The 24,317-nt window shown below is 46.1% G+C and carries 19 protein-coding genes and 1 tRNA gene; 7 read left to right on the top strand and 13 right to left on the bottom strand.

Annotated features, from left to right (window positions below; all coding sequences use genetic code 11):
- Positions 1-40: 40 nt before the first annotated feature.
- The 4 genes from miaE (at position 41) to JBO43_RS08050 (ending at position 3,210) form a co-directional block, all read left to right on the top strand.
- Positions 41-799 carry a tRNA isopentenyl-2-thiomethyl-A-37 hydroxylase MiaE gene (miaE, locus tag JBO43_RS08065; RefSeq protein ID WP_202674087.1) on the top strand — a complete coding sequence of 253 codons (759 nt, stop codon included), beginning with the start codon at positions 41-43 and terminating at the stop codon, positions 797-799.
- Between the two features lie 27 nt (positions 800-826).
- Positions 827-1,558, top strand: a complete 732-nt coding sequence (locus JBO43_RS08060) for a topoisomerase II (protein ID WP_202674086.1) — start codon at positions 827-829, stop codon at positions 1,556-1,558.
- 107 nt (positions 1,559-1,665) lie between these two features.
- Positions 1,666-1,750: transfer RNA gene (locus tag JBO43_RS08055), tRNA-Leu, on the top strand.
- Positions 1,751-1,947: 197 nt separating this feature from the next.
- Positions 1,948-3,210, top strand: coding sequence for a tyrosine-type recombinase/integrase (locus JBO43_RS08050; RefSeq protein ID WP_202674085.1), 1,263 nt, complete (start codon positions 1,948-1,950; stop codon positions 3,208-3,210).
- Positions 3,211-3,513: 303 nt separating this feature from the next.
- Here JBO43_RS08050 and JBO43_RS08045 read toward each other — a convergent pair whose 3' ends face one another.
- From JBO43_RS08045 to hsdR, 5 genes are all read right to left on the bottom strand, one after another.
- Positions 3,514-6,531 carry a reverse transcriptase domain-containing protein gene (locus tag JBO43_RS08045; RefSeq protein ID WP_202674084.1) on the bottom strand — a complete coding sequence of 1,006 codons (3,018 nt, stop codon included), beginning with the start codon at positions 6,529-6,531 and terminating at the stop codon, positions 3,514-3,516.
- Positions 6,532-6,708: 177 nt separating this feature from the next.
- Positions 6,709-7,809 carry a DUF8606 domain-containing protein gene (locus tag JBO43_RS08040; protein WP_202674083.1) on the bottom strand — a complete coding sequence of 367 codons (1,101 nt, stop codon included), beginning with the start codon at positions 7,807-7,809 and terminating at the stop codon, positions 6,709-6,711.
- 10 nt (positions 7,810-7,819) lie between these two features.
- Positions 7,820-9,598, bottom strand: coding sequence for a restriction endonuclease subunit S (locus JBO43_RS08035; protein WP_202674082.1), 1,779 nt, complete (start codon positions 9,596-9,598; stop codon positions 7,820-7,822).
- A complete protein-coding gene (locus tag JBO43_RS08030; protein WP_202674081.1) occupies positions 9,598-11,070 on the bottom strand; it encodes an N-6 DNA methylase in 1,473 nt (490 codons plus the stop codon). Before JBO43_RS08030 ends, JBO43_RS08035 begins: the two co-directional genes overlap by 1 nt.
- A gap of 74 nt (positions 11,071-11,144) precedes the next feature.
- Complete coding sequence (gene hsdR, locus JBO43_RS08025) at positions 11,145-13,583, bottom strand: EcoAI/FtnUII family type I restriction enzme subunit R (RefSeq protein ID WP_202674080.1); 2,439 nt, start codon at positions 13,581-13,583, stop codon at positions 11,145-11,147.
- A 438-nt stretch (positions 13,584-14,021) separates the two neighbouring features.
- Here hsdR and JBO43_RS08020 point away from each other — a divergent pair, with 438 nt between their 5' ends.
- Positions 14,022-14,969, top strand: a complete 948-nt coding sequence (locus JBO43_RS08020; RefSeq protein ID WP_202674079.1) for a hypothetical protein — start codon at positions 14,022-14,024, stop codon at positions 14,967-14,969.
- A gap of 551 nt (positions 14,970-15,520) precedes the next feature.
- Here the strand turns inward: JBO43_RS08020 and JBO43_RS08015 are convergent.
- Both JBO43_RS08015 and JBO43_RS08010 read right to left on the bottom strand, forming a co-directional pair.
- A complete protein-coding gene (locus tag JBO43_RS08015) occupies positions 15,521-16,351 on the bottom strand; it encodes a hypothetical protein (protein ID WP_202674078.1) in 831 nt (276 codons plus the stop codon).
- The gene (locus tag JBO43_RS08010) at positions 16,305-17,720 is read right to left on the bottom strand and encodes a deoxyguanosinetriphosphate triphosphohydrolase family protein (protein WP_202674077.1); all 1,416 of its coding nucleotides are present in this window, start codon (positions 17,718-17,720) and stop codon (positions 16,305-16,307) included. The genes JBO43_RS08015 and JBO43_RS08010 overlap by 47 nt, the downstream gene beginning before the upstream one ends.
- A 374-nt stretch (positions 17,721-18,094) precedes the next feature.
- Here JBO43_RS08010 and JBO43_RS08005 point away from each other — a divergent pair, with 374 nt between their 5' ends.
- Both JBO43_RS08005 and JBO43_RS08000 read left to right on the top strand, forming a co-directional pair.
- A complete protein-coding gene (locus JBO43_RS08005) occupies positions 18,095-18,664 on the top strand; it encodes a DNA adenine methylase (RefSeq protein ID WP_077257130.1) in 570 nt (189 codons plus the stop codon).
- Positions 18,661-19,506, top strand: coding sequence for an 8-oxoguanine DNA glycosylase (locus JBO43_RS08000; protein ID WP_202674076.1), 846 nt, complete (start codon positions 18,661-18,663; stop codon positions 19,504-19,506). Before JBO43_RS08005 ends, JBO43_RS08000 begins: the two co-directional genes overlap by 4 nt.
- Here JBO43_RS08000 and JBO43_RS07995 read toward each other — a convergent pair.
- The 6 genes from JBO43_RS07995 to JBO43_RS07970 form a co-directional block, all read right to left on the bottom strand.
- Positions 19,450-20,124, bottom strand: coding sequence for a nitroreductase family protein (locus tag JBO43_RS07995; protein ID WP_202674075.1), 675 nt, complete (start codon positions 20,122-20,124; stop codon positions 19,450-19,452). The two genes, JBO43_RS08000 and JBO43_RS07995, sit on opposite strands and share 57 nt — an antisense overlap.
- Positions 20,102-20,707 (bottom strand): 7-cyano-7-deazaguanine synthase, encoded by a 606-nt coding sequence (locus JBO43_RS07990; protein WP_134935653.1) that lies wholly within the window; start codon positions 20,705-20,707, stop codon positions 20,102-20,104. The genes JBO43_RS07995 and JBO43_RS07990 overlap by 23 nt, the downstream gene beginning before the upstream one ends.
- Positions 20,704-21,942 carry a PfkB family carbohydrate kinase gene (locus JBO43_RS07985; protein WP_202674074.1) on the bottom strand — a complete coding sequence of 413 codons (1,239 nt, stop codon included), beginning with the start codon at positions 21,940-21,942 and terminating at the stop codon, positions 20,704-20,706. Before JBO43_RS07985 ends, JBO43_RS07990 begins: the two co-directional genes overlap by 4 nt.
- Positions 21,939-22,274, bottom strand: coding sequence for a hypothetical protein (locus JBO43_RS07980; protein ID WP_071844415.1), 336 nt, complete (start codon positions 22,272-22,274; stop codon positions 21,939-21,941). The genes JBO43_RS07985 and JBO43_RS07980 overlap by 4 nt, the downstream gene beginning before the upstream one ends.
- Before the next feature lie 153 nt (positions 22,275-22,427).
- Positions 22,428-22,673, bottom strand: a complete 246-nt coding sequence (locus JBO43_RS23275; protein WP_456237256.1) for a zinc ribbon domain-containing protein — start codon at positions 22,671-22,673, stop codon at positions 22,428-22,430.
- A 271-nt stretch (positions 22,674-22,944) separates the two neighbouring features.
- Entirely contained in the window at positions 22,945-23,982 is a 1,038-nt protein-coding gene (locus JBO43_RS07970) for a YagK/YfjJ domain-containing protein (protein ID WP_202674072.1), read from the bottom strand.
- Positions 23,983-24,317: the final 335 nt, after the last annotated feature.

The raw sequence follows: 24,317 nt of genomic DNA, 5'->3' as shown, positions 1-24,317 counted from the left end.
ATCTGCGGCAGCTCCGGCTGCCGCTTTGCAAGGTTTCATAATGGACTATCCGCAGATACTCAGCCCCGTTCTTAACTTCCTCCACTGCCCGACCCCGCAAGCCTGGATTGATAAAGCCCGCGACCCGGCTAACCTGCCACTGCTGCTCACCGACCACATGGTGTGCGAACTCAAAGCCGCGCAGACCGCGCTGCTGCTAGTGCGTAAATATGTCGCCGACAAAAGCGGGGCCGACGCGCTGCTCGAGTGGCTCAAACCCTACGAAGCCTTCACCTTCCGCGACGGCCCGGAACCGGATTTTATCGCCCTGCACAAGCAGATCGGCAAAAGCGTGATGCCCAAAACCGACGACCCGTGGGGCCAGGCGTTGATCGACAGCATGGTGCTGCTGATTAAAGAGGAGCTGCACCACTTCTGGCAGGTGCGCGAGGCGATGCTGGCGCGGAGCATTCCGTACGTCAAAATCACCGCCAGCCGCTATGCCAAAGGGATGCTGAAGGAAGTGCGCACTCACGAACCGCTGACGCTGATCGACAAATTGATTTGCGGCGCGTACATCGAAGCCCGCTCTTGCGAGCGTTTCGCTGCGCTGGCGCCGTTCCTCGACGACGACCTGCAAAAGTTCTATCTCTCGCTGCTGCGCTCGGAAGCGCGCCACTATCAGGACTATTTGGCGCTGGCTCAACAGGTCAGTGACAAGGATATCTCTTCTCGCGTACAGCAATTTGGCGAAATTGAAGCCACACTTATCTCGACACCGGACAGTGAGTTCCGTTTTCACAGCGGCGTGCCGGTGTAATCCGACAGATCAAAAGGATGCGAGACGATGAAGAGAGCCTGGAAACCGATTGTGATTGTTGCCGTACTGGCCGCCGCCGTGGCGTGCTGGGTCTACTACGATAAGCAACGCCTGCAACACACCCCCGAACAGCAACTCGACACCACGCTCAACAGCATGCCTGCCTGGCAGGTGCTGAAGGAGCAAGACCCCGCATTCCAGCAACGCATCCGCGAACAGATCCTCGCGATGCAGAAAGAGGGCGATTCCGAGCAGCAAATAATCGATGTGATTCAACCGCAGATCCTGCACCTGCAGATGTCGCGCCTGCAGACCGCGCCGGACGCGAGCGTGGTGGATTATATGAAGGCCAATATGGAACAGACCGCCGCCATCCAGAAGGTGAGCGACGACGCCTGTTTCCGTTTCCTCTACCCGGACGTGAAGGGCGGCATCAACCCGCTGCGGGTGCTGGATAAACCGATGATGCAGCGCCGTATGCAGGCCGATGCCGACATGATGCGCGCAGCCTACGGCAAAGACCGCCACACCGTGACGGCGCAGGAGCGCGACACCGCCGTCGCCGACGTGCGCCCGATCATGAAAGAGCTGGCCGCGAAGTACGGCGAGGATATTCAGCTGTTGCAGGCTCCGGACAAGGCGGTGGGCAAAGAGAAGCTGTCGTGCGATATGGTGCAGGAGATGTGGGCCAAAGTGCTGCAACTGCCTGAAAGCCACGCCGCCGGTGTGATCCGCCTGGCGGTTTCTGAGCTGGAGTAGGCCGTTACGCTGGTTTTTTCAACACTTAGCGCAGGATCAGCGCGCTGCTGCTTGCAAGGCAGCGCGTGACAGGTATAATCCACAACGTTTCCGCATACCCCTTCAGTGCCGAAGTGGCGAAATCGGTAGACGCAGTTGATTCAAAATCAACCGTAGAAATACGTGCCGGTTCGAGTCCGGCCTTCGGCACCATCGGAACATCAATAGACGTCAACGGACGTCTTTTTTTGTGCCTGAAATCCAGTATCCGCAAGGCTTTCCGCCAAATTTCATTCAACAGATGTCAACTGCGTCTATCCACATCAAGTCGCTTGTGAGTATAGAACCGAGTATATATGCTGGTTCGATAATGATTATATACTCACAGCGGTACATGGAAGGAAACCGTTATGGCTCTTACAGATATCAAAGTACGTACAGCAAAACCCGATACAAAGGAATACTCGCTAGCTGATGGCGATGGAATGTCGTTGTTGGTACATCCTAATGGGTCCAAGTACTGGCGCTTTCGTTTTCGCTTTGGTGGAAAGCAGCACCTGATGGCATTTGGTGTTTATCCTGAAACTTCTTTAGCCGATGCTCGTCAGAAGAGAGAAGAGGCGAGAAGGTTAGTTGCTGCCGGTATTGATCCCCGTGAACATAAACGCGCAGTGAAAGAAGAGCAGGCAAAAGAAGTTATCACTTTTGAATTTGTTGCCAGAGATTGGCATGCCAGCAATCAAAAGTGGTCAGAGTCCCACAGTGGGCGTGTCCTTAAAAGCCTGGAAGATAATCTGTTCGATGCGATTGGTAAGCGGAATATCGCTGAGTTAAAAACCAGAGATTTACTTATTCCTATCAAAGCCGTAGAGATGTCTGGACGTCTTGAGGTGGCTGCGCGTTTACAGCAACGAACAACAGCAATTATGCGTTTTGCCGTGCAGAGCGGTTTAATTGACTACAATCCTGCACAAGAGATCGCTGGAGCAGTTGCCACAGCTAAACGACAGCATCGTGCTGCGCTAGAACTTAACCGCATTCCTGAACTACTCCATCGTATCGACACATATACTGGCAGACCACTAACACGCTTAGCTGTGGAGCTGACGTTGTTGGTCTTCATTCGCTCTAGTGAATTACGTTTTGCTCGCTGGTCAGAAGTTGATTTTGATACTGCCATGTGGACGATTCCGGGTGAGCGTGAACCGCTGGAAGGTGTAAAGCATTCACATAGAGGTTCAAAGATGCGGACTCCACATCTTGTGCCTTTATCCCGGCAAGCTCTCGACATACTGGAAAAGATCAAAAGCATGAATGGCAATCGTGAGCTGATCTTTGTTGGCGATCATGATCCACGTAAACCGATGAGTGAAAACACGGTGAACAAGGCGCTGCGGGTTATGGGGTTCGATACGAAAGTTGAAGTCTGCGGGCATGGTTTTAGGACGATGGCGTGTAGTTCGCTGATTGAGTCGGGTTTGTGGTCGAAGGATGCAGTAGAGAGACAGATGAGTCACCAGGAACGTAACTCTGTGCGTGCGGCTTATATTCATAAGGCCGAGCATTTGGGAGAGCGCAGGTTGATGCTGCAATGGTGGGCGGATTATCTGGATATGAACCGGGAGAAAGGGGTTAGTCCGTTTGATTTTGCCAAGATTGCGATAGAAAAGTAACATCATTTTTAATGATAGTTTATTAAGTTTAACAGCTTAACTATCATGGGGTTAATGGATTTTAGATGTCTATTCACTCTTCACGTTTTCAGTTTATCATGTTTGTTTTACATTTTTTCAGTGAAGAGATCATCAATAGTATGAAACATGAGAGCTACCTATTATTTTGAGCGATGATTAAATGCACAAATGAACCGGTAGCTCTCAACAAGCAGTTTCGACTTATACCTGCTAATTATGTATTGGCAATGCCATGTGGCTATATTCCCAATAACCTCAGCCAATATTTTTGGTCGTTTTCCACTATCCTTCTGGCAACATTTTTCGAGAATGCTCTATCTCAAAGCCATCCGGAACAGGTTTAAAGGGCTTGCCTGGCGAACGGTAACTACTTTGAAATTGTCGCAATGCATTTACGTCAATCTCACCAATTACACAATAATCTGTAATACCGCCTTTGACTCGCAGTACATCACGCTTCCAGCTATCTTTGAAGGGGCCTCGGATGCGGCTATCGCCATACTGGCGGTCATTGCATTGTATGATGTAAGCATGGATATCCAGCGCAGCAGATTCGACCAAGGCATTGAAAGTTTCAGTATCCTGATTCCACTCTGGCACAAACAGCGCGTCAACGTTGCCACGCAGTGCTGCGCGATAACTAATATTGGTCAGCTCACTACAAATCAACAAGGCAAAACGAAAATCACCGTGTTGAATGATGGGAGGCGTAGTCCATCTCTTTTCTGGTTTCATTTCTAGCCCTGCTAGTCGTTGTAACTCCTGCTCTTCATGCAGTGCTGGGCGTTGTTTGTCCTGACGGTAAATCATTAGTGAAGGAAAACCCAACCCGTCATGAGACAAGGAAGCCCATACCTGATTGCGCACCCTTGCTTTACTGGCATGTAAATATTCAATACCGGTGACAAGTGAAATCCCGCGACCTTGTAACTTACGGGCAATCCTAATAAACCAGTGCGCAGGGAGTGAGAGCTCCGGCAGAATTAAGTAACGACTGTTATGTGGTTGGGCTATCACACCATCAAGCAAGCGACATAATCGAGTGTAACGGGTGGCATCCTGATCGGCTGAACGCATGACCGCCGCAGTCCAGCTTGACATGGACGTTTTCCAGCTAGAGACGGCAACCCCATATTTTCCAGCAGATTGACCGTCAGGAATTTGCAATACGCCTTGTTTATCGATACAAGGTGTTTTATTACCGAGGACAAAACCGCGAACAGCGAGAACAACAGCTCGCATTTCTTGCCGAGCTGAGGCTGAATAAGCCTCATTGTTTAGAATAAAGAGTTCAGGCAGGCTGAAAGGCCGGGTGGCAAATAAAAGTCCATGTGGAATGATTTTAAATTTGCACCATTCTGCTAAAACCTGATTACCTAAAACGACAATATCAGGCAGTAATTCTGATGCTTCCGCACAATGGCCTACTGTTTTCGGAGCGGGTATGCCCCGTTGAGCAATCATCTCTTTTGGTAGACCAATAAAGCGGAATGGCATGTGTGCTAAGTCTAAAGAGAATAATCTCGACTGCTGTTCTTGGTAGCCCTTTAATGAAAAATCACGACCCAAATATTCTATGTCTAGTCCACACCGGGTGTGCCAGTTTTTTAAATTGTCATTCCAGGTTTGCTTACCTACCTTGGAAATACGCGGAGGAAATGCTGCAACGATAGCTTCAAGCACACTGCTAAAAAGCTGAGCCCTCCATTTACCAATAATCTCTTCTTCAGAAGGGAGGTGATCATCAGGACATGCCTTGATCGCAAGGAGGCAATTTTCTCGTACTTCATTGCAAATATGCTCGAGCGCGAAGATAAGTTTGCGCAGTTCGACAAAGTCCTCACAGGCCGTGGCCAGTCGGATCACTCGGGGTAGGTAGACCGATAAATCAAAAAATTGTGGCAGAACCATTACATGATCAATAAATGCCCGGAAAAAAGCCTGGCGATGGCCTTTCCATGTGCCCGGTTGCAGGTCACGCTCATAGGCTTCAAAGTCGCGTAATTTGATGGCAAACCCCGCTCTACGCATAGTCAGTGCATCTGCTTTACGCAAATTATCAGCGACTTCGCCATTACTTTGAGTTGCTGCAAGCAAGTCAGTACCGACATTGCTGGAGGAGTGAGGTAACCGAGGCATAGCACGCCATTCGCTGGCTCGTTCATAAATCTGATGAGCAATAGCATCAACTAAGGTTTTGCCGGGGTCACCCGCCAAGATAAACACTTTATTCTTCGCATTTGCAAAACGAATCTGGCTGTCATGCAGATAGTTTGGTTGAAAACTGATCTGTTTGTTTTCCTCGCCCTTCACCCAGTCCAATTTGCCGGAAGAACGGGCGAACAACCATTGCCACAGCTCTGCCATGGAACGGAAATTTGCACCATTTTCCATGACCAGCATGATGTCATCTACATACCGTCCGTAATAGATAGGTGCGACTTGCTGCTCAATAACTCGATCCAGCTCGATCAGAGCTACGTTGGCGACAACAGCTGAAGCAGGAAGACCTACAGGTAATCCTTTCTTCAACGGGGTCTCAATTGCCCATGCTTTTAACGCATTAATAAATAATCGATTAAGCTTGCTTTGTTCTGCAGTGAGTTCCAACTCCAAAATATCTTTGACGAAGGTTGGATCAAGCATAAACCCGGGATTCAGCTCGTGATAGAAAGAACTAACATCAGCAGTGAGTGCCACGATTCTTTTGCTGTCACTTAGCGCGCTTCGCATGGCGTTAATGCCATTGTCACGCCAATCACGAAAAGGTCTGAGATAAGGTTGAAAAGAACCAATTGAAAGTGCATTGATGTCCTTTCCATCGAGAGTACGGCGCAGGCGGTTACCATAAGCACAAGTTGATAATTTGGCATCAAAAAGATGCCCGACTTTCAACATCCAAAGAGTCGAGAGAACATGAAAATCCAGGCTGCATTGAGCCATTACTCGAAACTCGGCTTTGATTTTTTTTTGTTCGCTTTTCTCTGCCATTGAGTTACAAGCATACGTCCACTTTTCCGCAGGTGAAGAAAATATGAGACCGTTAGCTTGCGGGTCGCGCTGCTGTTCCCAGCAAGTCATGTCAACAGATTTGGAGGCCAGAAACCAGTTACCGGTAAACTCATTCTCTTCCACCCATGATTCGTCGTCACCTTGTATTTTTCCCTGCAGAACCGTCAGATTCGCGTATAGGGACTCTTCGTATTCCGCAATTGCTTCTAGCGAAACATGGGACGAATAGTACAGATCGACTTTCGCTTTGCGATAGGCAAGGCCAAGGTCTTCAAGGCTAATAATCATGCCAATTCCTCTTTAAAAAATAACTACATTCTCGGCTTATGAATTGCTGTCAGCCGGACGTAAGCCACCGCTTAATTGGCGAGAATGCAGCTGTTCCAATAAAACGAATCATCCATTTTAGATGCCTTCAGAAATAATAGTTTCTAGTATATTTGGAAAGCGAAACTCCTTTGAAAATTACAATTCGGCGTTCCAGTTTCCGAAATATCGCTTAAGTTTTTCAATAGTGTGCCGCCATTTTGGAGTTGTTGGTTTGCAGACCGTGTTTTGATTGCCGAAGAATCCGACCTCGTTCACCGCCTCTTGTTCACTGCGGGTTTCCAGCCATTTCACGGGGACAAAATACTCGGACTTATCGGGGTCATCTGCGTTCCGGTGATAGAGAACGCTATACTTAAGCACATCCATCGCCCGCTTTTCGCCGTCGTCAGTATTGATGGTGAAGCTACTGGCAGGCTCAACGGCGCTCTGTACAATACCGACGCCAACGTAACCCGTTGCAGGTATTTTCACCCAGACGCGATTGCCAGGCTGAAGCTGTTTTAACGTCTGACTATACCAGCTCCCGCCCCCCGCGCTGATAAACCCGTAGCGGCGCGCCTCTTCCCAGACGCGGCTGTTTGAATCGCCAAACGAGACGTAAAACTCACCGTTCCAGGGTTCCTTCGCATTGGCACTTGTAGCAGTGGCCTGTGCGGCATTGGTTTGCGTTTCGCTCGGATCAATAAGCCAGGCACGGCTTAAGAACTGTTCATCACCATGCTGGAATACTTTAAAGAACAGAACGTTAATCGAGATGCCATTCTTACTCAGATAGTCTACGATGCGTTCGGTGGAGGGATCCAGCTCCGCTGCGACAATAATGATTTGATGTGATTTGTTGATGGCATCATCTTCCAGCTCGGCATTGAAGCGTTGTCTGAATGCGTCACCCAAGTTTCCACCACCGGAAAATCTATCGTAAATCTGCGACAGACGTTCGGCACTTAAATCATCCACCCAAGAGGCGTAATCCAGCGCCTGAGCAACCACTTCACGCGGCGTGCGGTCGCGTTTGAGTTCAATCAGGATCAGCGACGCATCCGGTGCAATCGCCAGCAGGTCGATACGCCCTTTATCGAGCGTATTTTCCTGATGGCCGATGATCATCCACTGATCGGAGAGGATAGTCGGGTCGTTTAAAATCATCTTCTCCAGCAGTTGCTCGCTGGCGAGTTTGCTGATGGTTAGTGGCTGTGGATTCTCCCCCACTCGCCAGATAGCATGATGAACCGGCAACGTCTGTTCCTTAGTTTAATGCTGCGTCGGTAAGTGCATCCGCCAGGTGGAGCTGGGTTTGTTGGGCGGATTGCAGGCGGGATTTTAAGGTGTCGCATAACAACATCAATTCTGCGATTCTACTATTAATTCGGCCCTGTTCACTTAACGGTGGCAAAGGAATTTGTAAACCAAATAATTTTTCAGATACAAGTTTACAAGTACCATGTGATGAACGATCGACAAGACCTAATATTTGATGAGACATGCCTTTCATTAAATATAATAAAAAATCCATATTAAACAGGCGACTTGAAATACTTTTCATATCTTGATTTATGGTCACTTCCCTTTGATTTATAGCCACAGGGAATGTATGGGCAAGAATCATGCCTCTTACAACAAACAAAATACTATTATTTGGTATAATACGCACTGAACTATTAGTAACTGCCAGTTCAGAAATATTTAGCTCAGCTGTTGAAATATAATCAATTTTCATATCCTTCGGAGATACCCATGGAATATCGCCTGACCAATACTTTTCATTATTTTTACTTGGTGTTCCCCCACCACTAATTGTACCGATATCACCTAAACGCACCCATTCCCATCCCTTTGGCAACTCAAAAGATTTTTCCTCATCGCTCACTGGCGGCAACGGCTTTTGTTTTTTAATTTTCCCTTCTTTCGCCAGTTGCTCTTTTTCCTGTTCAATGCGTTTAAGCAGTTCAGAAGCGGGTTCATCGTTTGGATCCTGCGGTACCAGCTTACCCATCACAGCCAATTGCAGAATAGTTTGCTTAAGCGTGTCGATACTCGCTTCGGTGGTAAATAGCGTGTCAAAATGCTGGCTGATTCGCGCCCAATTTTCGGTGAGTTCTTCGGCATTCTGGCTATCGGTCAGCGTTGCCAACAGTGTTTCCACCAGTTGCTGATGGGCATCCAGACTGATTAGCGATTGCTGTTCCAGTTGGTCGCAGAGGGACATAAGCTCTGCTGCTTTGTCGTTTATCCTTTCCTGTTCCTTTTGCGGAGGGAATGGAACTAAGAAAGAAGTTACAACTGAAGTATTTAATTCCGCTTGATTTGTTGTGCCAGATAATAATGTATTCGAGTGTTTTGGATCGAAGCGCTGCTGTATCCCATAAGTGGATATATAGTTACTAATAAACTGTCCGTTATCTCTAACTGTTCGAATTAACGTGATATGACTATCGACAACAAGTTTTTCTTTAACTACTGGAAGATAAATAACCCTACCAGCCGTACCACCAGCACCAGTTGAGTTCCAAAGGACATCCCCATCTATTAAAAATCGCTCTTCAGTGTATGAATGAATAGATTCATCCGTTATCCAACGAGATTGTTCTAATTTAAAACCACTCCATTGCACACATTTCTGAGATACAACTTTTACAGAACCATGTTCAGCATACTTTGGACCTTTTCCTCGTTGTATGTACGCACTGATATCACTTAACCGTGTCCATCCCCACCCCTCCGGCAACTCAAACGGCTTCTCATCCTCGCTGATCTCAGGCAAAGACTTCTGCTTTTTAATTTTACCCTGCTTTACAAGTTCTGCTTTCTCGGCAGCGATTCGCTTCAGCAACTCAGACGCCGGTTCATCGTTCGGATCCTGCGGCACCAGTTTACCGCGCACCGCCAGTTCCAGAATCAGCTCGCGCAGTTTCTTGATGCCGTAGAGGTCGATTTTGCCGTTACTGCCCCGCCCGGCGGTGGAGCGGGTTTGTAGGGTAGAGGACCAGATATCGATATGGTCGGTGATCAGCTTCTCAACGGTCATCAGTTGGCCCCCTTGTTACCCGCCAGCGCAGCACCGAGGATATCGCGCAACTGGTTACGCAGCTCGCTGATTTCCGCCTGCTGCGTCTGGTACTGCGCAAGCAGCTCATCCGGATCGTGGCTGATGGTTTCGCCCTGATACGGGTTCTTGATATCAAGGTTGAAGTTACGAGCGATGATGTCGTCGATGCTGACTTTCCACGCCTGATTATTCTCTTCGCGGCTGGCAAAACCATCAGCTTCACAGCCCCACCAGTCGATTTCCGTCTGGAACTCTTCAAACTTCATCGGCTTGGTTTTACTGTAGTTCTTAACGCCGTCCGGGTACGGATGCTCGTAGAACCATACATCTTTGGTTGGCTGACCTTTGGTGAAGAACAGGATATTGGTTTTGATGCCGGTGTACGGGTTAAACACGCCGTTCGGTAACCGCACGATGGTGTGCAGGTTGCACTCTTCGGTGAGCAGTTTTTTGATTTTGGTTTTTACGCCTTCACCAAACAGCGTGCCGTCTGGTAACACCACCGCCGCGCGGCCTTTGTCTGCCAGCACTTCGATAATCAGTTGCAGGAACAGATCGGCGGTTTCACGGGTCTGCATCTCTGCCGGGAAGTTTTTCTCAATGCCGTCTTCTTCTGTGCCGCCAAACGGTGGGTTGGTAACAATTACATCGATCTGCTCATCCCAGGAAGAGAGCGGTTTATTCAGCGTGTTGTCGTGACGGATTTGCACCGGCACTTCAATGCCGTGTAAAAGCATATTGGTCGTACACAGTAGGTGCGGAAGTTGCTTCTTCTCTACGCCATATATCTGCTGTTGTAGGGTTTTATGATCTTCAGTCGTTTTGACGTAATTGTCTTTCACATGGTCGAAGGCGCAAGCGAGGAAGCCGCCGGTGCCGCACGCCGGGTCCATAATCGACTCACCCAGCTTCGGGTCAATGCGGTTGACCATAAAACGTGTCACCGCACGCGGGGTATAGAACTCACCCGCATTACCGGCACTTTGCAGGTCGCGCAGGATCTGTTCGTAGATATCGCCAAACAGATGGCGTTCCTGGCTGCTGCTGAAGTCGATTTCATTGAGCTTGTTGATCACCTGGCGCAGCAGCGTACCGTTCTTCATGTAGTTGTAGGCATCACTGAACGCCTGTTTAACCACAAAACCGCGCGGGTTGGTGTCGATCGGCGCGGTCATGTTTTTTAGTTTTGGAAACAGATCGTCGTTGACGAATTCCAGCAGCGCATCGCCGGTGATGCCTTCGCTGTCGGCCGCCCAGGTGCGCCACAGGTAGCGTTCCGGGATCGGCAGGCGGTAGTCATCCTGCTCCAGTTCCAGCTCTTCTTCTTGGGTATCAAATATCTTCAGGAACAACAGCCATGAAAGCTGCCCCAAACGCTGAGCATCGCCGTCCACACCTGCGTCTTTGCGCATGATGTCCTGCAGGGATTTAATAACTGAGCTAATCGACATGTTTTCTTTCCATTCTTAAAAAAGGATGCCACCGGGGGCCGTCAGCTCCAGGTGGCAGAATAGGGGTTGGGTAATCAGGCAGTGCGTGGTGGCAACTGGTAGATTTCACTTTCCAGTTCGTTCACCGCATCTTCGTAAGCCTGTTTGCTACCAAAGCTGCTTTTGATAATTTCCAGCGGGCGACCGAGCGAATCGAACGGTTTCAGCTTCAACACCTGGATGTCCTCGATCTCCTGCACGCCTTCATCGGCGTACTTATCCAGCAGCGTATTCAATACGTTCTGCGCAGGCCCGGTGTATTTGGTGAAGTAGTTCCGTTTGCGCACATTGTCGGCGCGCTCTTTGCGCGTCAACGGTGGCTGGCCGTAAACTACGTGGCACAGTAGATCGAACGGGTCGAGATCTTTCCCCACCTCTTCGGCCAGCACATCCCAAAGCACACCGAGCTGCTCAAGCTCATTAATGATGAGCTGTTTGCGGTCCGCAGAGTGCCACTTACGGATGAAGTCATCAAGCGATGCGTAGTCTTTATCTTTGAGCAGCGTTTTGCGGGTGTAGTCCTGGAAGGATTCGGTCACCAGTTTGCCATCCGCGTCGTAATATTGTACGCGTTTCGCCAGAACTTTTACGCTGACGCCATTGACGTGGAACTTACGGATTTTGTTTTCGTCGTCTTCTTCAAAAACCCCACTGACGTTACCTGATGTTGGGTCATAGATGGCAGGTGTTTCAGCGACGCCATTTATCAAATCAGGTAATTCATGCTCTGGCGCTTCGTCTTCAAGCTGGTCGTCGAAATCAGATTCAGGATCGGTAATATCCTGCGGCGTGGTGCGGATCACTTTCTCTGGTACGCCATCGAAGCGTTCGTCCGCAAATAGCTCGGTCGCTTTTTTGAAGTCGAGAATGGTGAACCACAGCTTACCGTATTTTTCGTTTATACGCGTCCCGCGCCCGATGATCTGCTTAAATTTGGTCATCGACTGAATGTTCTGGTCCAGCACCACCAGTTTGCAGGTCTGCGCATCCACACCGGTACTCATCAATTCTGAGGTGGTGGCGATAACCGGGTAGGCTTTCTTCGGGTTGATGAAGTTATCCAGTTGCCCTTTGCCGATATCGTCATCGCCAGTGATTTTCATCACGTATTTTTCGTTCTTTGCCACCTGCTCCGGGTTCAGGTTTACCAGCGCCCGGCGCATACGATCGGCGTGATCGATGTCGTTACAGAAAACGATGGTTTTATCCATCGGGTTGGTGCGTTTCAGATAGTCAGTGATGGTTTGTGCCACCAGCCAGGTGCGCTCATCAATGACCATCGTGCGATCAAAATCTTTCTGGTTATAAATACGGTCTTCAATCAGTTCACCGTGTTTATCAACCTGTCCTTTGGTTGGCCGCCAGCCCTGTAAGTCAACATCGATATCCACCCGCACCACTTTGTACGGTGCGAGAAAACCATCTTCGATGCCTTCTTTGAGTGAGTAAGTGTAAACCGGTTCGCCAAAGTAGTTGGTGCTGGAGACTTCTTCGGTTTCTTTCGGCGTGGCTGTCAGACCAATTTGCGTGGCACTGCTGAAGTATTCGAGGATTTCGCGCCAGGCGCTGTCTTCTGACGCGCTGCCGCGATGGCATTCGTCGATAACAATCAGGTCGAAGAAATCAGGGGCAACCTGTTTAAACGCTTTTTGATGTTCTTCCGGACCGGTAATGGCTTGGTAGAGGGCCAGGTGGATTTCATAGGCCGGATCAATCGTTCTGTCAGCCACTTTAGCCATTGCGCTGCCAAAGGGCACGAAGTCATTAGTTTTGGTTTGATCAACAAGGATATTACGGTCAGCAAGGAACAGGATGCGTTTCTTACTTTTTGCTTTCCATAAGCGCCAGATTATCTGGAAAGCGGTATAGGTTTTCCCGGTTCCGGTTGCCATCACCAGCAATACTCGGTTTTGCCCGGCAGAAACGGCTTCAACGGTTTTATTTATCGCCTGAAGTTGGTAATAACGCGGGGATTTACCTAAGCCATCATCGTAATAATCCTGGCTTATGACGGGCATCTGTTCGGCGGTAAACCCTTTCCAGATACAGTATCTATTCCACAGGTGCTCAGGAGTTGGGAAATCTTCCAGCTTGATTTCAGATTCAAGCTGAAGAGCGTTGCTGGTTTTATCGTGAAAGACAAAGCCATCGCCGTTGGAGGCAAACACAAAAGGCACGTCGAGCAGGCGAGCGTAATTCAGACCCTGCTGCATACCCTTGCCTACCTCATGCTTATTGGCTTTAGCCTCTATGACTGCAAGCGGTAATCCCGGTTTGTGGTAAAGCACAATGTCCGCTGATTTCACTGTCAGGCGTGCAGCCAGCTTGCCGCGTACAACCACTTTACCATCGCGGAGTTTCACTTCCTGGCGAATCTGCGACATCACATCCCAGCCTGCGTCTTTAACCGCTGGCAAGATGTATTTGGTGATGATATCCGTTTCAGTCAGATGAGTTTTGTTTACGCCAGCCATAGCAGAACACTCCACGATATTGGGTTAGCTCTGATTTTACACAAAATAGTGCATCAGGTAATGACCTGAAACGACGTTTTGGGAGGCTATTGGTAAAATCATTGTTCGGCAGGAAAAACTCCGCGGTTTCAATTCATTTCTTGGATAGCATGATCTGATCCTATGATTAACATATTGTAATGTTGACAGTATCAGACCTGCTTCCAACCGTTGCTATGGTGAAAAGTTTGCAATGTCCTTTGTTAGCTCGAACTAGCCAGGCTTACGGTCCCTAAGAGAGGCCATGAGAGAACTGCGTGAGTTCATAATGTTCTGTAAGTGTATGGAAGAATTACTGATGTTGTCGTATTTTAGTCAACATGATGCAGATGGCTAATGGCTTTAAGTAGATATCATTGAAACAAGTAATTTAATGACATATGTAAGCTAAGGGGTTAGATGAAAAAGGTTTCGATTACTCAGGAAGAAATTAATCAAGGCGAGGGTAATTTTCACGATTACATGAGCTACGTGAGAGATCGCTTGTCCGCCAAGTTTGTTGAACCAAGTTATTCACTTTTTGCTGCAGCAGACCTTATTTCTGCAGATGGATACAAAATAGTTTTAGGGTCTAATCCGGATGATGCTGGGCTATCAGTGACAAATTGGTTGGCAAATTTTTATGGAGATAGGCAGCATATTTCCTATTGTTTTCCTCCTATTGCCTATCAAATCAATGGGGTTTTATATTGTGTCAGAATGCCTATTGAAAGAATAAAAGAAATTCCTTTACTGGAGGCGGTGGTCGGTCTGACTGAAGAAGCTGTAATGAGAATTACCAGTAGTAAGCTAGAAAAACTTCAGGCTGACTATAACGAATTTTATACGATGTTCTATGACATTAGCCGTTTTGATGTCACTACTATAATTCATTTAGAATCAGCTGCAGATCGGCTACTCGCAGGAGCTGCCCATTATGCGCTTTCTCGATGGGAAAGCCTTCACTTCATCGAACGTGCAATGAAAGAGGTTTTGGAACAGAAAGGTGTAAGATTGTCGGGTAGTGACGGTCATGACATTAGTGGCGCACTTCACCGTGAGTGGATCAAGGCTGGATTTCCTGCTCTCCCAATTGAATTACTTCAGAAGGTGATGTGCACTCCCGCTATTCGCTATCAGAGAACTCCGTATCCCTTTATTGCTTCTGTTACTGCTCACCATGCTTCGATTCGCTTGGCCGCGATTATAGCAAGGGAAATACCTCAAGAGCCTAAATTAAAAGATAAAATGATTATTAACAGCTCAGTCTTGTTTCGTGAGGGGGCATTGGCTATCGCTCGCTTATATAAATCTATGGATCCTACATCAGAAACATGGGAGCCCGTAAAACTAATATCTCCCTCTTGATTAAATCAACACAAATCATCATGTTCACTGGAGGATTAAGCTTAGGAACTGTGTTTTGTTTGCTGAGAGGATATCGATTTTGAAAAATGACTTCGGGAGATTCCTCCATAATTAGTGAAAATGAAACGATCACATACCGTTCCATTGTCGGGTCAAATTGAGCTTCTTAAGCCCATTACAGGACTGTATCAACTGATATTCAATGGGTTAAATGGTCGTAATAAGCTGCTCTCAAGGAGAGTGTGAGTCAGGTAATTTAATTGTTAGGATATAAAGGATGGCTGATGTGATACGGTTCTCGGCAAACGATGGGTGCAATTATGCGCGAACAGGGAGTTAACTCGGCTTAGATTTAGCTGGAGCTTGAGCATGTGGATAAGAACGCAATACGTGAGACATATAACCATACGCAGTATCTGGAGGGATGTAGGGAGATGGTTCTGTTGTATACGGGTTACATTACAGTGTTGATAAAAGTTAGTATAACTCCACATTATATCCCTCTGGATATAGGCATCTAGAGGGATAATAAAATTAATTTTGTTAATGAGCTATTTCTTTTCATTGGATGAAATTAATTCTAAATTCAGCTGCTTACAGTACAGATGGGAATTAACTTTTAAACCACCTTTGCCTGACCAACTGGCAAGATCTTGGCGGAGCTTGGATAGCCTTGTGCTAGTAATGTAACTTGTCCTAAAACGTTCAAGCTCATCACTAACTAATGTCTGATTTGAATAAAAATTCAGCGATGATGCCAAAAAATGGCATAGACGCTCACCTAGCATGAGTACTTCTTTACCATAGATAGTGCGCAATATTCTGATTAAAGCACTGTTTACATCTGGGGTATGTTCTAGTACCAAATCGAGGCGACCAGTATGTAGATCAGTAAGCCATGAGTCATTTGTAATGATCCTATCATTTTGAATATCGTAAAGAACTGAATCCCATGACATTAGGGTAGTATTCAGCAAGCTCTCCACATCTTTTTGAATGATAAAATGATTTTTAAAAGCCCAAGTCTCCTCAAGACTCCAGATATCAATGTCAACACTGAAGTCTCTAACCCTGAAGCCACCAAATTTATTTTCAGTTATCTGCTGCAAACCATAATCAGAAAGAGCTCTATGAAGATGTCTCTTGGAACCAGCAAAAACCAAGTCAATATCAGAACGAAACTGGTGAGCCGTAAAAAGGCCAATATCACGGATAAGCCCACCAAAAACATACAGATGTGCCTGCTGCGACAGCGCCTTGATTAGCGCCGTCTCGCTTTGCCTACCCCCCCGACCAGATTTGATGTAATACTTTATCCGGCGCTTAAGGAGATTCTCATCTCTGACGACATTCGTACTGGTGGAGTTTTGCGAGTTCATCATGTAATGCTATCAGATAACTGTCAGTCATGCCCGAAATCGCATCAGCGAGCAACTGAGCTTCTTTGTAATGGGCTGGTAAGTCGTTTATTTGTTCAAAAATACGCCGATAGTTTTCCGAAATGCGACCGTAAACGTAACGACCAAATGGTGTATCCCATTGGGTGCCACCTGTTGCACGACCTTTAATTCCGAGCCAAAGCATATCCATTAGGCCCTTGATATAGTTAGAGCCTTTTAGCTCAAGCTTAAGGACACTACTGTGCTTGTAGCCCCTGGAACTGTCAAATTTCTTCAATACCTTACACAAGTTTCTACCATTGCTTTCTGACACCAAGTCTTTGATTTGGCAATTGTCATTCAAAAATTTGTCGATATTATCTTTAAATGCGATAACAACCGCATCAACAAGCTCTGCGATGGCGTAGACACGAAACTTTTGCATGCTCATATCATTAAGCTCAGCAGGGGAAAGGTCTTGTTGCGCGTAGGTCGTATGATCTTCTTTGCAATTATCCACAACGCGTTTCGCAACAACATCCTCTTTACAAAGCTGATGACACTGAATGAAATCCATAAGGTCGTGAAATGAGGCAAGCCCTTTTTTCACAATATCTTCAGCATCAAGTACTGAGTAGGCGATGTCATCACAAGCTTCCATTAGGTAGGTAAATGGATGACGAACACCTTCGCACAAGCCAGTTTTTTCCCAGACATCATGCACAACATCTTTCTCTGAAAGGAAGAAACCGTGTTTACTCCATAGCTCGGAATTTGCATCCGACGATATGGGGTACTTGATCATTGATGCTAGGGTGGCATAGGTAAGATTTAGCCCATAATTATCATTTAAAATTTGAAGCTTAGTCACCAAACGAAAGGTCTGAGAATTCCCATCAAAACGGCGAAAATCGTCATAAATTTTTTCTTTATACTCTTTAGTCTCTTCAGGCAGGTTTTTTGTAAACCATTCACTCATAGCTTTCTCACCTTGATGCCCAAAAGGTGGATTGCCCATATCATGCACCAAACCAATTGTCGCTAGCAGTGCGGGTACATCGCGCTCTAGGCAGATGTCTTTGCAAACATCCTTGAATACCTCATCTTGAAGCTCAAAAGCCAGTCGCATGCCGATTCCTCTCGACAAATTAGACACTTCATGTGAATGAGTAAGGCGTGTTCTAACACTATCATTTTTATCCAAAGGAAAAACTTGTGTTTTATCTGCTAACCGACGAGTAGGTGCAGCGAAGAGGATACGGTCAAAATCACGTTCTATCTGCTGCCTACCTTTGGAAGTATCTTGGGATGAATCCTTATTTTCTTTTTTGGGTTTACGACGATTGCTGTTTAAGAGGTCATTCCAATGCATGAGAGTTCCTGATGAAGATGTGGTTCACTAAAGTTTCATACATATTAACAATGGAATATTGTAAAAATCATGATTAACTGCACAAAAAAACGAACATAAGCACATGATATTATTAGTTCTGCAATTATTTTTTAGTCTGAATGCCGTGAAATAAAAATCACAATCATTCCGAATTGTGAAACATTTTTTACCATTCTTTTTGACTACCAAAATCCAGCGTTTGAAGAACAATTAAAATTGACATCATCGTCAAAAATGACGATGATTACCTCATGAGATATCCAGGCGGAAAAGGCAAGTGCTACCAACGGCTCATCAACTTGATGCCCGAGCACCAAACGTACATTGAGACGCACTTAGGCGGAGGCGCAGTTATGCGCAACAAACTACCCGCTAAAAAAAGTATTGGTGTAGATCTAGATAGCAAAGTCATTGAACAGTGGCGTAAAACAGAGCCATGCATGTGTGAACTCATTAACGATGATGCACTGTCGTTTCTTAGCTCATTTCCATTTAAGGGAAATGAGTTAGTTTATGTTGATCCACCATACGTTCACAGCACCCGGAAACGCAGCCGAATCTATCGACATGAATACAGTGATGATAACCACCGACAACTGCTTGAAAAGATATTATCACTAACATGTAACGTTATGATTTCTGGATATGAAAACTCTCTTTACAACGAAATGTTAACAAGTTGGCGCTGCGTCAAATTTAACGCAAAAACCCACTCAGGTATTCGAGAAGAAAGCGTGTGGATGAACTATGCTCCACCAGCAAAGCTTCATGATTCACGTTATCTAGGTAACAACTACAGGGAAAGACAAACCGTTGCTCGTCGTCGTGCCCGCTTGTATGACCGGATCGAGCAGATGGAGCAAACAGAGCGTAGTGAATTAATTCAATGGCTGAATACCAAATATGGTCTGGAGACAGTATGACTCAGCGCGGAGCTGTAATTATAGGGCCAACTATAATCAACCTCGATTTTCCTGCAGCTGATCAAGCCATACTACCAGGAGTAATGTGGGGAAAGATTGAAGCATTTCCCTCCCCTGCATACTGGGCTTACCAAGTCTTTGCTCGCCGGTTGGAAGTTAATACAGTTAATTACAAACTGGGGCGGACCTTAAAAGAGGAAGTAGGAGCCTGCTTACTTGGTGGACATGGAATACCTGCAGCAATAGGCATTGCCGCATTTAACCTGTTAAAAGCATATGGAGCATTTGAAGCACCATCTCCTTCAGAAGAGCTTCTTTACGAATGGCTTTCTCAGCCGATTGATACAGGTAGTAAATCCGTGCGTTACCGTTTTGCAAAGCAGAAATCCCGTTATCTAGCCGCAGCCTTGAACAAATTAGATGTCGAAACACCACCACTTGAATCAGGCCGACTGCTCCGCGACTGGCTAACTACTATTCCGGGTATTGGCTATAAGACAGCATCATGGGTAGCACGAAATTGGCTTGGTGCAGATGATATTGCAATATTAGATATTCACATTCTGCGAGCTGGTCTATTGGCTGGTTTTTTCCCTCAAGACCTAACTGTAGAACGCGATTATCTGAAGCTTGAACAACTGTTCATCCAGTTTAGTGAATCAATGGGAGTGAAAGCCTCAGAGCTGGATGCTCTCATTTGGTACGAAATGCAGGCATCATCAACTACAGTTTTTGCTTTGCTTGAATCCTCGAGAGGTCAACCACTTACAAAACTTAAACCACGTTTAACGCGAGCCAAGAACCGCCAAACCGACACCAGCCAAACAGTCCTCCAGTTTTAAACTGGCGCACCATTCATTGCCTGTAATTCCTAGTGGACAAAAATTACATGCAAACGCTTCTGCTACAAGTGCCATCTGTCCTGTTAAAACACCTGCGTCACGCCATACAAGGCTGTCCGCATTTTCGTATTTAGCTGCGGTCATCCCTGGTTCCGCAATAAGCCTAATAACGATGCCAGATTGAATATCAAGTACTTGCAATAATTCATTGCGTACAACGTCCCTTGTCTGATTTGGCTGTGAAAGTAACGCCAGCGCGTGCTTGTCCGGTAAGTAGAGTTGCCACCCATCCATTTCTGGCAAGGAAAGAACAATATGTATAGGGTGAATTGCTCCAGCGGAAGGTGCTGGCCGTTGGGTTAGTGCGAAGCCTAAGCGAGAATGCCCTGCAACCATTTCTCTCGCAACTAACCAGAGCCATTCAGAAAGTAAATAATGATCCAATGATCCAAACTCACGTCGTGTTCTACGTGAATCTATCACTGAACGCATCGGCGGCAATAAATTACCTTCCAATGGAGGTGGTAGAAAAAAAACCTCCTCTATCGGCCATTCAATAGGTCGGTACGTGAGAGGTTGTATGCGCGGAAAAGGGTTACCTAAGTCTGTCCAGTTCATATCCCACTTCATCCAGAACCTGAAAATACTTATTGCACCCACGGCAATTACCGCATGGGATATTAGCTTTGTGACAACTATGCGCCCACGCAAGACCACCCGGAGTGACACCAGAAATTCTAACCAACTCAGTTGTGGAAAGTTCTATTGCTGGGGCTTCAACGATCATGTTGCCTTCCTGAAAAGACATCAACTCACTGATTTTATACACAAAAGCTAGAGTACCATCTAAATGAGAGCTATCAGACTTCACTGTCCCTATCCAGAGGTGCGTGACACCAAGCGTAATAGCTTTCATTGCAGCAAGTGAAATCAGCATTTGATTACGATAAGGCCACCAATCACTGGACGGTGCGTTAGAATCGGCCTCTGCACCCGCCATATCCCCAGACCCTAAAGAGCTACAATCTACTTTAATGACATGATGATCAATTTTCAGGGCGCTACAGGTCGCACTAGCTGCCTTTATTTCAGCCTCCGCAGCACGTTGACCATAATCTAAAGTAATGGCTATATCTGGTCGTTTCCACCATGCAATTGCGATAGAGTCCATGCCGCCAGAGAGCAATAGAGCTGTCTTCATTTCTGCACCACTGCCCAAAGTGTTTTATAGATTGCAGTAACATAATCCTTGCACAAGATGCATCCTGAGCCAGACATCATTTTTTTGTCTTCATCAGCTTCATTTTCCGCATAGAAGACAACGGGTATATTACATGCTCGAGCGTACCCGACCTCATAGATTGTTCCAGCATCTAAACCGTCACCAATAGCAAAAATGATATCAGCATTTTTTATCCCCTCAAGGTCTCTTTCCACAACATCTTCTGCTTTACCATGCCCAACGTCATGATAAGGAGAAAAGACTTTAAACCCTAGATCGCTCAAATTGCGGCGAGCTTGTTCAATCAACCACATCTGTGCCAAAGTAAAGAAAGGGCCTGCGAGATAGACCGAATATGTTTCACCACGTAGAAATTCAGGAGTGGGTAAAATTGCCTTGGGATTAAAATCAGCGAGCCCTTGAGTTGATGGAAATAAACTGTTCTCACAATAATACGCTGTTGCATGAGAAGCTGCATTAGCTGCATCATGAGCAGATTTTTTATTAATCATCCACTGGTATGCAAAATAAGCAACGAACGCATCTCCTGAACCTATTTTGAATACATTACTGGTCTCATAAGCTGGAACCGTGGATATTTTTCCATTATCACATACCAATGCTCCAGCAGGTCCTTGCTTAATTATAATTACTTGCGCATGGCCTTGTTCAAACAAATGGATAGCTTGCTCTTCAACAGATAATTTAGGTTGACCGCTCAACGTTGTGGCTTCATAGCGATTGAGAATAAGTGCCAGATTCTTCGCTGTTGAGCCGTTTTGCTTGAACAATTCAGGTTTCGACACATTTTGAGGGTCATAAACGGCGTATTCAGCATCAACTACAGCAGTCCCTTCCAGCATCCCATAACGTAGAACGTTAGTCGCTTGCAATCTAATGTCTGGCATCGATACGGGAGGAACATTATAAATTTTAGGTTCTGACAGGCCATGCTCGTAGTGAAACAAAATAGAACGAGCTAGAGGTTGGATGTCGACATTAAAGCCCTCAAAATAAGCTCTCTCACGAAGTACTTGAGCAACGCTGTTATCCGCGTAAGTGTGAAAATTTACTGGTACTTTGAGATGGGCAAGCGCTGATGCGGCTCGACCGGCAGATCCGAATATATCGTGGTAGCCAGGGTGCAAACAGACTTCATGGTAAGAGCCTCCAACTAATGTCAGAACTCCACTATCTGGTGTATTTATATTCATTGTGCATAAACCTTAACCATAACCTGCCCACCATTGATTGAGATTACCCGGGCAACATATGTAGTACCAAGCTCAATGCATTCACGCATGCGCTGAATTTGAGGGGAGGCAATACCACCTGCAACTTGGTTAGCGCCATATATGGCTTCAGTTAAAGATAATCCGTTTTGGTTGCGTTGCTGGATGACCAGTATGTCTCCAGCTTTTAGTAATGGCACAACAGCTGGATTTGGCGAGCTAAGCTGAGTAGTTATCGTTAATTTTTCACATGTAAGTTCAAAAGTGTCTTGACCAAACTGACCACCAAAGCTTCCACCACCTGAACCGGACATAATGGCCTCGAGATTATAGTTAGAGATACGTCGTTAAAATGTATTATGAAAAAAGATTCATTTGTACAAAAATTGACGATTTTCTGATCATCATCAAACATTGCTTTTGTACCTGGTATCGCCGCCATACCGGCCCATCGGGTGATATCTTCACTAGTTGGGAGTATGCCTACCATCTGTCTCTTGAGCATTTAACACATAAATCCAGTCGCAACATTTCGGACATACCTTGTCACCATGCCAGCTGGTATCACACCAGCAACATATCCATTGCCGTATAGTCGTGTTAGCAGGTAGAAGGCGCTTTTCTGGAGGCGGTATGGTTTGTGATGAGATTTGCTCCCGTACTATCTGGTGCTTGTTGAATCGACATTTTTTAAGTCGAGCGACATTGTTCATATGCTGCGGCAGGTGCACAAACGTTTTGGTTGCTGTCAGAGGGTCAAACTGAACACCGATCTGCAGTTTGCAGTAAATGCACAGCAATGAATCAAAATCAACCTGTTGAACAGAGTCTGGTGTAACCCATTCACCATCTACAGTGACGGCGTGAGTAGCTAAAACGAAGTAATTCATCATGAACTCCGGAACAAATAAAATAAAAGCCAGCATGGTTAGCTGGCTTCGTGGATAGATGGGGGAAGGAAGTATTAGCGTCTGGTACAGCGGGTTAGATTTCCCGGCTGCTTTTTGTTCTCTTCCTGTTTTTCAATGAACTTACTTCTCCGCGCCCAAAGGTCCTGACATTTCCAGGGAGAACCAGACGTGCGCAGGCATCGATTTTGGTGATGTAACTTAGCGCCTTAAGCAATCCCTTATCCTTACTGTTGTCCCCACGCTCCAGTTTGCCGAGGCAGCAGTTCGTATAACGATCTTTGTGCGCATTGCAGTTGTAGTAAGTGCCTTTGCCTTTGGTGATGGTGTTTTTCCAGAATTCCCCGAAAGCATGAGCAATCACGCCATCCTGTTGTGCTTTGTTGCCATTTAAGATAAACAGCATGTGGTAATGAAATTTACGTTGTGGGCCATATTCCAGTTTCCACACTGTCCCGAGCACATGACGGAACAATGGATTCTTTTGCATGTGACGAAACAGCTGCTGACGATGCCTACGGGCATCATCAGCAGTGATGGCAGCTTTATGCTCATTTGCCCATGATAAATCAACCCGCAACACCAGCAGTCGGGAATGACACTCCTGCAGGTGCCTGATGTAATTCATCACTCCCTTCAGGTTCTTCACTGCAACCCGATGGTACTTTCTGCATGTCTGTTTAAACCCCGCCTGACTGACTGCATGTCGGTAGTCCTGCACCAGTTTGTTCAGCATCTCTGCCGTGTTAACGGTATCTGCTCCCACTATTTTCCCGTTATGGTTACGGGCATATAAATCAGTGTTATTAAATAAACACTGGAATGTCGAAATGCGTGGATTAGCTATTCGTTCTTTCATTGCGTCTTCCGGCAACATATTGAGATAACGGATGGCATCAAGAATGATGACTGACTCCGCGCTCTCTTTATAGCCAGACCTGTTAAACAGAATAGTGAAGGGTAATTTACGTCCTCTGCTGATAGCTTTAAGGCAGCTATCCAGCTGTTCTAATTTGAATCTGAATTCATTATCATCAGAGATGATGATGTGGGGAGTGTTATTCTCAATATGATACTCAGCATGAGATAACAGGAATGATTCGGGTAAGTGCATAATGTACATCCTGAAGCCAGTCAGTAATGGCTGACTGGCAATCTATCAGTGTGGTTATTGGATGAGTGTCTATATCTGATATTCAGTATGAATAGTAATGTCAGAAATAGTGTCTGTGTGATAACAACGTCCAAGTGTATGACGCTATTAATGAGTGTGATATATCGTGTTGTATGGAATGATATTGATTGATGATTGAATGTGTTAATTAATGATTGGTAATGCATTAAATACAATAATAAATAAACCGACTTTGCAAATCACATTAAGGCCATGTGCCATAAGGCACGAGAGCATAAAATCATGGTGTGAAGTTAGTGACCTTTTCATCACTA

This window comes from Lelliottia jeotgali (assembly GCF_016771845.1).
In the GTDB taxonomy this organism is placed as follows: domain Bacteria; phylum Pseudomonadota; class Gammaproteobacteria; order Enterobacterales; family Enterobacteriaceae; genus Enterobacter; species Enterobacter jeotgali.
The sequence above is the reverse complement of the archived record's forward strand: the minus strand, read 5'-3'. Positions and strand labels throughout refer to the sequence as shown.

Excerpts from the sequence above, each read along its gene's own strand:
- miaE (WP_202674087.1), top strand. The coding sequence starts at position 41 with ATGGACTATCCGCAGATACTCAGCCCCGTTCTTAACTTCCTCCACTGC.
- JBO43_RS08060 (WP_202674086.1), top strand. The coding sequence starts at position 827 with ATGAAGAGAGCCTGGAAACCGATTGTGATTGTTGCCGTACTGGCCGCC.
- JBO43_RS08050 (WP_202674085.1), top strand. The coding sequence starts at position 1,948 with ATGGCTCTTACAGATATCAAAGTACGTACAGCAAAACCCGATACAAAG.
- JBO43_RS08045 (WP_202674084.1), bottom strand. The coding sequence starts at position 6,531 with ATGATTATTAGCCTTGAAGACCTTGGCCTTGCCTATCGCAAAGCGAAA.
- JBO43_RS08035 (WP_202674082.1), bottom strand. The coding sequence starts at position 9,598 with ATGACCGTTGAGAAGCTGATCACCGACCATATCGATATCTGGTCCTCT.
- JBO43_RS08030 (WP_202674081.1), bottom strand. The coding sequence starts at position 11,070 with ATGTCGATTAGCTCAGTTATTAAATCCCTGCAGGACATCATGCGCAAA.
- hsdR (WP_202674080.1), bottom strand. The coding sequence starts at position 13,583 with ATGGCTGGCGTAAACAAAACTCATCTGACTGAAACGGATATCATCACC.
- JBO43_RS08020 (WP_202674079.1), top strand. The coding sequence starts at position 14,022 with ATGAAAAAGGTTTCGATTACTCAGGAAGAAATTAATCAAGGCGAGGGT.
- JBO43_RS08015 (WP_202674078.1), bottom strand. The coding sequence starts at position 16,351 with ATGATGAACTCGCAAAACTCCACCAGTACGAATGTCGTCAGAGATGAG.
- JBO43_RS08010 (WP_202674077.1), bottom strand. The coding sequence starts at position 17,720 with ATGCATTGGAATGACCTCTTAAACAGCAATCGTCGTAAACCCAAAAAA.
- JBO43_RS08005 (WP_077257130.1), top strand. The coding sequence starts at position 18,095 with ATGCGCAACAAACTACCCGCTAAAAAAAGTATTGGTGTAGATCTAGAT.
- JBO43_RS08000 (WP_202674076.1), top strand. The coding sequence starts at position 18,661 with ATGACTCAGCGCGGAGCTGTAATTATAGGGCCAACTATAATCAACCTC.
- JBO43_RS07995 (WP_202674075.1), bottom strand. The coding sequence starts at position 20,124 with ATGAACTGGACAGACTTAGGTAACCCTTTTCCGCGCATACAACCTCTC.
- JBO43_RS07990 (WP_134935653.1), bottom strand. The coding sequence starts at position 20,707 with ATGAAGACAGCTCTATTGCTCTCTGGCGGCATGGACTCTATCGCAATT.
- JBO43_RS07985 (WP_202674074.1), bottom strand. The coding sequence starts at position 21,942 with ATGAATATAAATACACCAGATAGTGGAGTTCTGACATTAGTTGGAGGC.
- JBO43_RS07980 (WP_071844415.1), bottom strand. The coding sequence starts at position 22,274 with ATGTCCGGTTCAGGTGGTGGAAGCTTTGGTGGTCAGTTTGGTCAAGAC.
- JBO43_RS23275 (WP_456237256.1), bottom strand. The coding sequence starts at position 22,673 with ATGAACAATGTCGCTCGACTTAAAAAATGTCGATTCAACAAGCACCAG.
- JBO43_RS07970 (WP_202674072.1), bottom strand. The coding sequence starts at position 23,982 with ATGCACTTACCCGAATCATTCCTGTTATCTCATGCTGAGTATCATATT.